The organism is Pseudidiomarina sp. (assembly GCF_033722695.1).
In the GTDB taxonomy this organism is placed as follows: domain Bacteria; phylum Pseudomonadota; class Gammaproteobacteria; order Enterobacterales; family Alteromonadaceae; genus Pseudidiomarina.
In genome coordinates, this window is record NZ_JAWVYM010000004.1 from 52,215 (window position 1) to 65,113 (window position 12,899).

General features: G+C 53.4%; 10 protein-coding genes, 1 pseudogene and 1 riboswitch. Of the genes and pseudogenes, 4 read left to right on the plus strand and 7 right to left on the minus strand.

Annotation, left to right across the window (positions count from 1 at the left end; translation table 11 throughout):
- Nucleotides 1-8: 8 nt before the first annotated feature.
- Nucleotides 9-3,476: an exodeoxyribonuclease V subunit gamma gene (recC, locus tag R3196_RS02870; RefSeq protein ID WP_318935142.1), complete on the minus strand. Its 3,468-nt coding sequence runs from the start codon at nucleotides 3,474-3,476 to the stop codon at nucleotides 9-11.
- Nucleotides 3,477-3,641: 165 nt separating this feature from the next.
- Between recC and R3196_RS02875 the strand changes: the two genes are divergently transcribed.
- The 3 genes from R3196_RS02875 (at nucleotide 3,642) to R3196_RS02885 (ending at nucleotide 5,397) form a co-directional block, all read left to right on the plus strand.
- Nucleotides 3,642-4,571, plus strand: a complete 930-nt coding sequence (locus R3196_RS02875; protein WP_318935143.1) for a rhodanese-related sulfurtransferase — start codon at nucleotides 3,642-3,644, stop codon at nucleotides 4,569-4,571.
- 82 nt (nucleotides 4,572-4,653) lie between these two features.
- Nucleotides 4,654-5,130 carry a Dps family protein gene (locus R3196_RS02880; RefSeq protein WP_318935144.1) on the plus strand — a complete coding sequence of 159 codons (477 nt, stop codon included), beginning with the start codon at nucleotides 4,654-4,656 and terminating at the stop codon, nucleotides 5,128-5,130.
- Between the two features lie 69 nt (nucleotides 5,131-5,199).
- On the plus strand, nucleotides 5,200-5,397 hold the full coding sequence (locus R3196_RS02885) for a DUF3185 family protein (protein ID WP_318935145.1): 198 nt from the start codon (nucleotides 5,200-5,202) through the stop codon (nucleotides 5,395-5,397).
- A gap of 63 nt (nucleotides 5,398-5,460) precedes the next feature.
- On the opposite strand, the gene R3196_RS02890 is transcribed toward R3196_RS02885, so the two are convergent.
- The gene (locus R3196_RS02890) at nucleotides 5,461-6,780 is read right to left on the minus strand and encodes an APC family permease (protein ID WP_318935146.1); all 1,320 of its coding nucleotides are present in this window, start codon (nucleotides 6,778-6,780) and stop codon (nucleotides 5,461-5,463) included.
- Nucleotides 6,781-6,992: 212 nt separating this feature from the next.
- On the opposite strand from R3196_RS02890, the gene R3196_RS02895 reads away from it, so the two are divergent.
- The gene (locus tag R3196_RS02895) at nucleotides 6,993-7,196 is read left to right on the plus strand and encodes a hypothetical protein (RefSeq protein WP_318935147.1); all 204 of its coding nucleotides are present in this window, start codon (nucleotides 6,993-6,995) and stop codon (nucleotides 7,194-7,196) included.
- Nucleotides 7,197-7,225: 29 nt separating this feature from the next.
- Here R3196_RS02895 and R3196_RS02900 read toward each other — a convergent pair.
- The 5 genes and pseudogenes from R3196_RS02900 to R3196_RS02920 all read right to left on the minus strand — a co-directional run.
- Nucleotides 7,226-7,762, minus strand: a pseudogene (locus R3196_RS02900) (cation transporter); the annotation flags it as partial.
- 53 nt (nucleotides 7,763-7,815) lie between these two features.
- A complete protein-coding gene (locus R3196_RS02905; protein ID WP_318935148.1) occupies nucleotides 7,816-9,147 on the minus strand; it encodes an MFS transporter permease in 1,332 nt (443 codons plus the stop codon).
- Between the two features lie 17 nt (nucleotides 9,148-9,164).
- Nucleotides 9,165-9,947 (minus strand): choline/ethanolamine kinase family protein, encoded by a 783-nt coding sequence (locus tag R3196_RS02910; protein WP_318935149.1) that lies wholly within the window; start codon nucleotides 9,945-9,947, stop codon nucleotides 9,165-9,167.
- 28 nt (nucleotides 9,948-9,975) lie between these two features.
- Entirely contained in the window at nucleotides 9,976-10,566 is a 591-nt protein-coding gene (gene pnuC, locus R3196_RS02915) for a nicotinamide riboside transporter PnuC (RefSeq protein ID WP_318935150.1), read from the minus strand.
- Between the two features lie 39 nt (nucleotides 10,567-10,605).
- Entirely contained in the window at nucleotides 10,606-12,726 is a 2,121-nt protein-coding gene (locus R3196_RS02920) for a TonB-dependent receptor (protein WP_318935151.1), read from the minus strand.
- Nucleotides 12,727-12,784: 58 nt separating this feature from the next.
- A riboswitch (TPP riboswitch) is annotated at nucleotides 12,785-12,895 on the minus strand.
- Nucleotides 12,896-12,899 lie beyond the last annotated feature (4 nt).

The window sequence follows — 12,899 nt, forward strand, 5'->3', positions numbered from 1 at the left end:
GTGGCTCCTCAGTCTGCATGAGCGGCTCCGATCACGGCGGCACGCACCATAGGTAAATAGAGCTGTTCGGCAAATGTGAACAGTTGGTCGGTTTTCGTCAGCGCGTCATAATCGGGGTAGAAACGCCCGACATAGGGTGTCCGCTGTACCTGCGCCGCCTTGTGCGCGCTACCTTCGCTGTAAAACTCTGCCGCAGCTTCGGCACTAAATTTCGGCTCAGGATCATCGATGATTTCAGCAAGCTTTTTACCATAACTGCTGCACCACCCTGCATAGATGGTGCCAAACTCAACAGCTAAGGGCTGGCGATATCCTTTAATGACCCAGTCTAGAAGCCCTTGCAAATAGTCGTGCGCCTCGGGCTCCGTCATCGGCAGAAAACTAATTTTCCCGACCTGACCCAGCACCAGGGTATGGGTGGGGTTTTGGGTATTCAGTAGCAGATGGTTTACCCAGTGATGCAGCGCGTGTTTGAGGCGCGGCGTGCCATTAGCTTCAGTCAGCTTACTGGCAGTAACAGCCAGTTGCAGCCAGCCACCAGCAGCATTTGCACGCAGCCCGCTAATGACCCCGCTCACGCTAAGCGCTTCGGCCTCACCAGTACCAGCAACGATTAACGCGACAGCGTCGATCGTCAGCGGATAGTCCGACAAACAAGCGCTCAGCCCCTGCGCCAGTTCGCTCAGGGTCGCCTCAAACTCACCCCGTATCACCGCTCCGCCGGCACCCGACGGGATCAGCCCCTGCCCCTGCAACCGGCTTAGCTCTTTATGCATAGCGGGCTGCCAGTTGGCAGTTTCCTGCTGCTGCAGCAATTCAGCTAGCTGTTCAAATAGTGGTTGTTGCAACTGCCAACTTAGCAAGCCATCGGGTACAAAGGTTTCTTCATCCAGACTACTGAAATCATCTGTCGAGAAATACACCCCCAGCCGCTGATTCATCAGCAGCCGTGCCGGCTCTTTAAGAAAATCAGCCAGTTGTTTCGCGCTTAACGGGCTGTCGGGCACCCAGTCGGTTAGCTCCCCGCCATCTGTACCCGCCACCGCCGGCGCAGGCAGGTGAGCAGCGCGCCATTCCTGGGCATAAGTAAAGAGCTGACCGGCACCTGGCTGAGCAGACTCAAAATAAGCCGGGCTAAAAGGCTGCAGCCGGTGTTCGGTAACTAGTTCTGTGGCTTGCCAGCCATAACGCAGGTGCTCCAGCAACTGGCTGACCAGTACCGAGGGAGGCCGCTCACTGTTATCCCGGATACTGCGGCCATGCCAGCTGATATAGAAATAGTCTCTGGCCGACAGCAGCGCTTCCAGAAATAAATAGCGGTCGTCCTCACGGCGGGATCGATCCCCGGGCCGGTAATCGCGCGCCATCAGATCAAAATCCAGCGGTTTCTGGGCCCGCGGATACTCACCATCGTTCATGCCCAGCAGGCAAACATAGCGAAACGGAATCGCCCGCATTGGCATCAGGGTGGCAAAGTTGACGCTGCCCGCCAGAAACCGCTGCTGCAGGTTCTGTTCATCCAGCCGGCTTAGCCAGCTTTCAATCACCAGGGTCAGCGGCAGGGTATTGTCGAAGCCAGCTTCGGTGCTGGCTGCCAGCCATTGCTCAAGCTGTTGCTGCAGTCGGCTGAGCAGCACCACATCAGCATCCGATTCAGCCTCAAACAGCGAATCCAGTAGCATGGTAAGGTAATCGGCCCATTGGGCGGGCGTGCGGTCCGTTGCGAGTTCGTGGAAGTGTTCGTCGAGGGTATCGATCAACTCGACCAGCCCCCCCGCTGCGGCCGCCTCCAGCCCCGCCACTTCGCTATAAGGTTCATCGCCAAGCCAGTCAGAGTCCGCTTCTGTCGCCATCGCTTCGGGCTCGCCGACTGCGTAGCCCAGCAACATGCGCCGCAAACCAAACTGCCAGCTATTGACGCCTTCACCACCGGGTAATCCCAGTAATTCCCGGTGCTGGGCATGCAAACCCCAGCGCACGCCAGCGCCGTGAATCCAGTCCCGCAACTGATCGACATCATAACTGCTTAGCCCGAACCGCCGCTGCAGCGCAGGCACCTGCAGTAAATCCAGTACATCACTCATCGCCAGCCGGCTTTGCCGGATGGTCAATACCTGCTCCAGCGCAATCAGCAGCGGATTGCGATGACGCTGGCCCTGATCTGCGATGGTATAAGGAATATAACGCTCATCATCGCGGCCGAGGCGGCCAAACACGGCGTCGATATGGGGCGCATAGGCGTCGATGTCGGGAACCATGACCATGATATCCCGCGGCTTTAAGCTGGCATCAGCAGCAAAGGCTGCCAGCAGCTGATCATGCAAAACCTCCACCTCGCGCTGGGGGCTATGGGCGCAGTGCACCGCCACCGATTGATCCGATTGCTGGTGTCGTGGCCAGCGCTGGCGGGTTTCCTCCAGTGGCCGCAATTCCAGAATATCGTCCTGCAATTGCTGCAGCAGAGTTGCCGTGGGTTGCTGATCGAATAACTCAAAGTTGAGTTCGTTAAACTGCGCGGCCTTCAGCCGGGTTTCATCGAAGCGATCCAGCAGCCGGATGTAATCGCGGCCCTGCTTACCCCAGGCCGCCAGCAACGGCTGAGCCTGCGCATGCAGCTGTTCATCCGGACTCGCTGTCGACATACCCGACTTAAACCGATGCCGTTGCGCCTGAATATCCATTTGCCGCAATAACTCGCGGCCATCAACAATATCCGCCCAGTGGTATTTACAGGGATTATGCACGCAGAGCACAATCTGGCAGCAGCCTTTTAGAGCATCCAGTAATTCCAGCAGCTGCTGCGGCAGGCTGGAGATCCCGAATACCACGATGCGTGGCGGAATACCGGCCGGACGCGTTGCTGGCGTAAGGTGCGATGCAGCCTGAATAAACTGTCGGTGCAGTTCAGCCCGGTTATTCCAGCTCTGCTCACCCACGTCGGCCAGTAGGTAACGCCATAACTTTGGCTGCCAGTGATTATCTTCACCGGCCTGCAACTGACCACCGGCGGCCCAGTCAGCCAGCCAGTCGGCGCGGTACATCTGATACTGATCGTACAAGTCGGCCAGCCGCTCGCTAAGCTGGTAGAGTTTGCGCTGATCGTCATCATCGGCAACATAGTCACGTAGCGCTTTAAATTCAGGCTCCTGCAAATGAGCCGGGAGGATCCGCAAAATGCGCCAGGTCAGACGGTCTTTGTCGAAGGGGGAAGTTTTGGGTAGCTGCTGGCCCAGCACCGACCGGTAGGCCTGCCACTGAAAACGGGCCGGCAAGGTCACCTGCAGCAGCGCCGCGATACCCGCTTCTTCAGCCAGGTGGATCTTGAGCCATTGGGCAATACCATTGGACTGCACCAACATGGTTTCCGTGGCCAGCGGCGCCAGGGGATAGTTACTGGTCAGCTGCACTACCAGATCCGTCAGTTCCTCTAACCTGTGACTGTGCGCAACAATAAATCCTGGTGTTAACTCGCTCATTTGCTATCCCCTGCAGACCGTATTGATCATCCTACCCAAATAGCCTCCGCCACACTAGCACCGCGTACAAATCCATTCAGTTAAGATTTCGCTTGTGGTAAAATACGTGTGCAATTTTTGACCTCGGATTTGCGATCCGAACCGCCAAAAGAAGGAAGATCATTGATGTATATTTGCGCCGCACTCTACAAGTTTGTGGAGTTAAACGATTTTGAAGCTTACCGTCAGCCGCTGTATGAAGCGCTGGTTCAGAACCAGGTAAAAGGTACCTTGCTGCTCGCACGCGAAGGTATTAACGGCACCATTTGCGGCACCCGCGAAGGAATCGACAACGTGCTTCGCTTTATTCGCTCCCGTGCTGAGTTTGCCGACATCGAGCACAAAGAATCCCCCAGCGAAACCCAGGCTTTTTATCGCACCAAAGTGAAGCTTAAAAAAGAGATCGTCACGATGGGCGTCGACTGGGTCGATCCAAAAAATATCGTCGGCACCTATGTTGATGCGCAGGACTGGAACGATTTGATTCGCGACCCGGAAGTGCTGCTCATCGATACCCGTAACGATTATGAATACGCCGTTGGCACGTTCGAAGGCGCGGTCAATCCAAAAACCGATAGCTTCCGCGACTTTCCCCAGTACGTGCAGGATCATCTGGACCCGGCCAAACACAAGAAAGTCGCCATGTTCTGTACCGGTGGTATTCGCTGCGAAAAATCTACTGCCTACCTGAAGCAGCAAGGCTTCGAAGAGGTTTACCATCTCAAGGGTGGTATCCTCAAATACCTCGAAGAGATGCCCGCGGAGAATAGCACCTGGAACGGCGACTGTTTCGTATTTGACCAGCGCGTTACCGTCGGTCATGGCCTGGTGCAGGGTAGCTACGACCAGTGCTACGCCTGCCGCATGCCTATAACTGAAGAAGAAAAAGCCTCTGAATTTTATGTCAAAGGCGTCAGTTGCCCGCACTGTCATGATAAGACCACATCAGAACAGAAAGAGCGCTTTGCCGAACGTGAAAAGCAGATCCAACTTGCGAAGCAGCGGGGTGAAGAGCATATTCGGGACGGGAAAATCGATTTAAGCAATCGAGTTTAATCGGTTTTTCTTTATAGGGCGGCGCGTTATACTGCTGGCATCGTCATTCTGAAAAACTTAAACGCGATGATAAGGAGTTTCTATGCAACAGTTAAACGTAATCGGATTAAAGCAAAAAGACACTGAACAGCTGGCGGAGCGCCTCAACCTGCTGCTGTCTAACTATCAGATCTTTTACATGAACGTGCGCGGTTTTCACTGGAATATTAAAGGCCAGCAATTTTTTGAACTGCATAATAAGTTTGAAGAAACCTATAACGACCTGCTGACTAAAATTGACGAAATTGCCGAGCGTATTCTGACCCTGGGTCAGCGCCCCCAGCACGCTTATTCAACCTATATCAGCAACAGCGACATTCAGGAAGTGAAAGACGTTCATGACGGCCCGTCTTGTGTGCGCGAGATTCTGAACAGCTATCAGACCACCATCCGCCTGCAACGCGAAATTCTGGCGCTGGCGGGTGATGCTGACGATGAAGGGACCTCCGCACTGATGAGCGATTATATTAAAGAACAGGAAAAAACCGCCTGGATGCTGACCTCATATTTAGGTAACTAAAATCAACATTACCTGCTATGCTGATTCGTAGTAGTACCTTAACCCTCTGAAAAGAAAAGGAAGCGAACTATGAATAAAGTATTAGGACTTGCATTGCTGGTGGTTGGTATTATTCTGCTTTATTTCGGATATGAGGCCTACAACGCACCTTTATCTGAAATGAGTCAGGAACTGACTGGTGAGCCGACGGATAACGCCATGTGGTACCTGATTGGTGGTGCCGTGGCCGTGATCATCGGACTTTACGGGCTCATCCGCGGTAAATAAGCATATAGCGAAATCGCTGTGTGTTGCTGATAACCTATCAGTAGCACGCAGCGATTTTTTTGTCTATGTGTCAGCTTTTTGCTTATATTTTAAAAAGATAACCTCGCCAACCGATATCAAAAATATGCCGATCAGAGCTGTCCAGATAATGAGTGGGTCGCTTTCCCATTTTATATGGATAAACGCAGTGAGCACCACAATATCAAGAACAATTGCTGTCAACAGTATGACCGGATTCGCACTTACGTCTTTACGTAAATAGCGGAATACGCCCCAGTGAATGGCTATATCCATAATGATATAAAATATCGCGCCCAGCGACGCAATGCGGCCCAGGTCGAAAAAGGCCGCCAATAGCATTGCCATTACCACAGTATAAACCAGTGTGTGTTTTTGAATGCTTCCTGGCATACCGAAGTGGCTATGCGGAACCAGTTCCATCTTAGTTAACATGGCAAGCATTCTCGAAACGGCGAAGGCACTGGCGATGACTCCTGAAACCGTAGCAATGATGGCAAACCCAACTGTTATCCAAAGCCCTAACTTTCCGTAGACCGGCCTGGCAGCTTCAGCGAGCGCATAATCTTTAGCCTGAACAATGTCATTGATCGACAAGCTCGACCCAACGGCTAGTGTTACCAACAGATAGGCGCCACCACAGATAAGTAGCGAGATAACAATGGCTCGCGCAACATTCTTTTTGGGCTCTTTTATTTCATCACCGCTATTCGTGATGGTCGTGAACCCTTTATAAGCTAATATGCTTAAGGCGACTCCTGCTAACACACCGCCAGCACCTGCATCGCGCGGGACAACTGAAATAGTTTCGAAGTCGATGCCGGAAGCCCAGAGCCCGCCGATGGCCAGAGTAATTAGCCCTAATGCTTTTATAACCGCCATAACAAACGAAAACGTTTGAATGAATTCGTTGTTCAGGATGTTTATAAAAAAAGCGAAAGCAATCAATCCGACAGCAAGAGATGGGATTAGCCACTGTGCTTCGTAATTAATGACGTGGCTGGTATAAGAGGCAAAAGTACGGGCAACCAGGCTTTCGTTGATGACCATCGAGAAGTACATCAGCAGCGCAAATATCGCTGTTAAGCTTCCTTTGCCGTAAGCTTTACTAAGAAACATAGCGATACCACCAGCAGATGGGTACGCTTGCGTCAGCTTCACATATGAGTACGCGCTAAACCCGGCAATAACGCCGCCGGCCATGAATGCCATAACGAACCAGTCTTTCGCTAAGTCGGCGACCTGCCCGGTCAATGCAAATATCCCGGCACCAATCATCACGCCCGTCCCCAACGATACAGCGCCCCATACACTTAAGCTGTTTTTGCGATAGTCATTGCCGTGGCTATCAGAGTGCTCTGCCATTGATTCTCCCCCCATGCTTTAGCGATCTGCTAGCAAATACATAAAAATTGCCTCTGGTTACTTATTAAAAGGTAGCAGCTTAGTGCACATTATTAGCTTTATAAGAAAGCTTTTAACTTAAGAAGGCATTTCAGGAGCAAATGGAAAACAAACACAATCGGGACTAGACTGAGAGTCTGCAAGATAATGGAAGCTGCAAAAGGAGACGAATTATGGACGGTCATACGATGTTCGGCGGAATGGGATTCTTAGGAATGTTACTTTTTGGAATCCTCCTCGTTGTGCCATTCTGGCGGATTTGTCAACGAATTGGCTATCCCGGGCCATTGGGTTTACTGGCGTTAGTACCGATCGCAAATATTATTTTGCTTTATTTCATCGCGTTTTCGCCGTGGAGAGCACCAACAAAGCAATAAAGTCCGCTTTCCGTCCGGCCATTTTATCCTTAAAGGGACAAAATGCGCCGGGCACCATTGAGCACAATAAGACTCACGATAATACCGATAACCAGGTCCGGATAAGGAGAGCCCGTCCAGGCGACCAGCGCGCCGGCGCCTATCACGCCGAGGTTGATGATCACGTCGTTGGCCGAGAAGATCCAGCTGGCCTTCATATGGGCGCCGCCCTTGCGGTACTTGAAGATAAGTAGCAGGCAACTGACATTTGCTATCAGCGCGATAAAAGCGACGCCCATCATCATGGCCGATTGCGGGTCACTGCCGAACACAAAGCGCCGCACCACCTCGGCCAGCACGCCCAGCGCCAGAATCAACTGCAATACTCCCGCCACCCTTGCCGCACACAACTGCATCTTGACGCCAAAGCGCACCGCATAGAGTGCCAGACCGTAGACAGCGGCATCAGCGAACATATCCAGCGAATCACCGATAAGCCCGGTCGATTCAGCCCAAATACCAGCGGCCATTTCAGCCACGAACATCACCGCATTGATAGCCAGCAGCCAACGCAGAGTACTGGCCTCATGACGTTCAGAAACTGTTGCCGGCGATTCGCCACAATCACAGGATTTTGACATTACTCCACCGCCGGCAGGCGCATCGCACGCGCCGCTGCTGTCAGGCCCAAGCCGATAAGCAGCAACATCACCGCCGCTACCCCAAAATAGGTGTCGACCAGGCCCAGCAGAATACCCAGCAACAGCACCAGGCCAATGACCGTATTAGATACAGCAGTAAACTGGGCACGGGTTTCCTGAGTGGCCATATCCACCAGATAGGTCTTACGGCCAACACGGGCACCGTGGTGGGCTACCGCAGCGGTAAATATCAGTAAGGCCGCCACCGGTTGCAGTAGCAGCCAGTTATCAGCGTATACAAACAGCCCCAGTGCCACGGCCATAACCAGTACCGCCAGTAAAGCGGCGGCAGCCATAACATGGTGACTGGCGCTATCGGACCACTTGCCCCAGAACCGTCCGGCCATCAGTCCCGCTAGCCCGCTTGCCAACATCATGCCGCCCAGATTGGTCAGTGAACTTTCGCCGCTGCGCTGAATCATTACCACGATATAGGGGATCGAGAACGCCGAGGACACCAACAGTGAGCGGGTCAAAACAAACTGCCCGAACTGTTTATCGGTCCATAACAGGCGGACCGATTTCAGCGCTTCGACAATGGCATTGCCGCCGCCTTCGGTGGCACCGGCAACCTCTGGCACCTGCGCATAGATCAGCGCAGCGCTGGTCCATAGCATAATGGCAAAAGCCAGCAGCGCTACGAACAGAGTGGTACTGCCGTTACTCAGTTGCTCATCGAACAACGCTGGCGAGAAAATAATTACCAGCGCGGTAAGCACTGATAGCAGACCTGCTGCCGCAGCGGCGATGCCGGACAACCGGCCGCGGCGGCTTTTCGAGATGGTCTTGCCTTCAACATCTTTGATGGTGACCGAGCAAACGCCCCGCGCCAGGCTAAACAGTGCCAGTAAGGTGACAACCGCCCAGCCCAGGGCCGTCGCACGTAGATAAATGACTGCCAACAACATCCCCACCAACGCCAATGCCTGGCCGAAGCTACCGGCCACCCAGAACCATTTGCGGACGGGCCGCTCGCGCAGCCGCTGAGCGATAAACAACTGAGGTAGTAAAGCCAGGGATTCTCTCAGGGGCACCAGCGCGCTGATAAACACCGCCGGCGCGCCCAGCGTTGACAGCATCCAGGGGAGCACCAGGCGGGCACTCACCAGCGAATCACCAAGTTTCGTCAGGGTGAGCGCAAAAATATGCGCCATAAAGGCCCGGGGCTGGTCGTTGCAGGCTGCTTCAGGAATATCTTTACAGACTCTGGCGTCTTCATCTTCGGCCAGAAAACCATACATCCGGTCGGTAAGCGGTTTGTCTTTAGCCATGGTATAAGTTTACCCGGTTAAATGTGTTTTTGTTGTAAGTGATGGTGTAGTTCGTACCATAACTGGCTAACCACCTTAACCAGTTCCAACCAGTCGGCTATCAGATTACTGTTTACCTGAAACCCCGCGATTCCTTCATAGGCGTTGATGAAGGCGCGCTGCTGCGTCTCGTCGAACTGATTCACCTGAATAGCGCTGGCTAAGTCAAAGTAACGCTCGCCCAGCCCCGAGTACTCCCAGTCGATAACCAGAGGAGCACCATTTTTAAAGACATGGTGAAAGGCCAGATCGTTATGGCAGAAGACCGGGTGAGCACCAAAGCTGTCAATGAGCTTATGATAGCCCTGCAAGCGTTTGGTGAACTGCCGCCCGCGCTCTGGCTCAAAGTTTCGCAGATGGTCACAGTAACGCTGCAATCGGCTGTGCAGCGACCAGGGTGGCACCTCAACCTGGGCGCGATGAATACGAGCGCTTACATCGGCCAGCACATGAATTTTATCGCTAATAGGTTCCGGGCTATGGGCTAAATCAGGCCCGTCCAGAAAAGGCTGCAGCATCAACCCCTGGACCGGGTCGAAATAGAGGACTTCCGGGGCCAGTTGTTCAGCTGCCAGTTGTTGCTGCACCGCAACTTCCTGTGCCCGGTCGAGCCCATAAGGATGGTCAAAACGAAAATGCTTGAGTACGTAGCTGTGCCCGGTGGTGGTTATTTTATAGACATCATTCGCGACACCGCGTAGCAGGGGTTCGGTGCTGATGACACCGTGGACAGGTAACTCGCTTAGCCACTGCTGTTGCATGTCTCTGTTGCTTTCCTATGTCGTCGTCTCAGGTTGCCGTCTTCCCTCGCTGCCATTGCCACATTGCGTAGAATACCAGCACTACGTAGACCGCGAAAAGTCCGCCCGTGGCCACGAAACCTTTACTGGCATAAAGGTAAACGTAAATACTATCGATTACCAGCCAGTATAGCCAATTCGAAAATAATTTTCGCGTCAGCAGCCAGGTGGCAAACAGGCTAAACACAGTAGTAAAACTGTCCAGCCATACGGCATCGGCGTCGGTGTAACGCTCAAGTAAAACCGCAATTAGGGCAGCAACGCCTGACAGCACGATGATCCAGCTGATATGCCAGCGCCAGCTATATTCCGGACGCTCTACGGCGGGTTCCGTACCGGCGCCATATTGCCACTGCCACCAGCCGTATACCGCCAAAGCGATATAGGCCAGCTGCAGCAGGAATTCCATATAGAGCTGCACTGAAAACATCAGCGTGGCATAAATGCTACAGCTAATAATGGCAGCGCCCCAGCACCACTGGGACTGATGCGCTGCCAGGAGCAAGTAAAGAATTGCCAGGACAATGGCAGCAGCTTCCCACGGCGAAGTTAAACTTAACTGCGTAATCAGCCAATCCATCTGCGGAGCTCCATTCGTTGCTGCTGCCTGCCCATCAGCTTAAAACCGGAAGCTGGCGGTAACACCGAAGCGACGCGGCTCGCCAAACTGCTCGAACAGTTCTGGCTCGTAACCGATACGGGGATCGTTGCCGAAGTAGAAACCACGAATACCGTATTCCTCATCGGTCAGGTTACGGGCCCACAGGCTAAGCTGCCAGTTATTCAGTTGCCAGGCCAGGTTCGCGTGCAACAACACCATGCTATCGGACTCCTGATTATGCGAGTTCGAGTAGTAGAAGCTGTCTTTGGCATCCGCCTGCACCGTTAATTGCAGCGTTTCTGTCAGTTGATAATCAAAGCCGGCATTGACCTGATAATTTGGTGCGTGAGCCTGATCACGACCACTCATATCCATACCATCTTCAGTCACAAAGCCTTCAATTTCGGTATTCAGCAAGCCCAGGTTCACAAAGCTGCGCAGCGGCTCGCTGACCTGATAACTGAGTTCCACCTCGGCGCCCATGGCTTCGCCGCTGGCGGCGTTTTCAATATAGCCCACAAAGCTTTGCTGACGGTTAATCCAGCTTTTCAGCTGCACATCATCGCGGCTGTGATAAAACAGCGCACTGCGCAACACCAGACGGTCATCGTCACTGTTAAATTTGTAACCCACTTCAAGGCTGCTCAGCAGTTCCGGCGCAAAGGTCGCGCGGGCCAGTAAAAAGTCTTCGATTTCGCTCAGTTGCTGATCCTTCGCTTTGCCAAGCGCCGCCCCATTTACCCCGCCTGGCTTATAACCGCGGGCCAGCGTGGTGTACCACAGTGAGTTGTTATCAGGCATATAACTCAGGCTAATACGACCGCCCCACATGGTATCTTCCGGCTGGGCAGTAATACCATTACTGTCGGCATAGTCGTTTTCATAACGCTCAGCGCGAAGGCCGGTCACCAATTGCCAGGAGCTGCTCAGGTGCTGAGTTAATTCACCATAAATCGCAGTGTGATCGCTTTCATAGCTACTCAGAAAAGTCGCCTGCGTATAGAGATCCCAGTTAAAGAAATCCCGGCGCAGATCTTCGTCGCGCTGATAACCATATAAGCCCAGCACCCAGTCAGTTGGCACACCGGCAAAGTCCATGGGTGCGGTGCTTAACCAGCGCGCTTCGAGGGTATGGTCACGACGATCGCGAACGTAGCTGTCAAAAGATGAATACTCCCAGCCCGGGGCGATGCCCACGTAACTCCAGTCTTCATCGTAGCTGTAAGTACTGTCGGCGCTCAGGGTGCTGTAGCTGAGCTGCAGCTCGCTGTGCTGCAGGCCGGTATAGCTCAGGGCAAACCGGGCAGCATTGCTGCTTAGATCATCCTCACCCGGTTGATCCGACAGCGTGTTACGGTTGTTATCCAGCGAGAAGGCATCATAGCCATTATCCTGGTTCAACGCGTGCAGAGTGGTGCGCAGCTGCCAGTCGTTGCCAAGATCGCTGTAAAGATTAAAACGCGCGGTCAGTTCATCGCGCTGCTGAGTATCATCGCGGTTCAGGTAGATGTTATTGGTAAAACCATCATCGCTATGCTGATAGATACTGACCCGGGCCTGCCCAAGGGCTCCCAGTGAACCACCAACGGCCACGCCGCCTTTAAGCTCGTCGTAATTACCAACACCCAGTTCCCAGATGCCGCTGAGTTCTTTACCCGGACGGGTAGTTTCCATCACCATCATACCCGCCAGGCCATCGGCGCCGAAACGGCCACTTTGTGGCCCACGGTAGACTTCAACCTGGCTGATATCAAACAGCTGTGCCGCCTGACCCAGGCCGCTATAGTTAATACCGTCAATCAGCAGGCCTACGGAAGGGTTGATAGGGTCAACAAACTGGCTGCGTTCGCCGATACCACGAATCTGAATGAAGCGCGCGCGCGACGTGCCGCCCGAAAAATTCACATTGGGTATGGCATTCAGTACATCTTCAATATGCACCGCAGCGCGCTCTTCGATCGTTTCCCGGCCTAATACGCTGACACTGGTCGCGGCCTGGTTTATCGGGATCTGGCGGTATTCGCCACGAATAGTAATGCGCTCAAGCGGTTCTTCCGGCAGTACTTCGTCAGCCAGTGCCGCAGGTGCGAGGCACAAAGCTATAGCCGAATTTAATAGGGTTTTGCGGGTAACAAACATGGATCATTTCCTCTACGTCTACAGTCAGAAATAATCCGGTCGGGCAGGTCTTGCAATGGAGTATGATAGCTACCATCCCTACGCCAGTATTAACCGGATCAGGTGCAAAGGGTTTGCTTTGAAGCATCTCAGCTAGTCGCTTGCGCGATCAGCACCCCTTGGTAAAGCGCGGC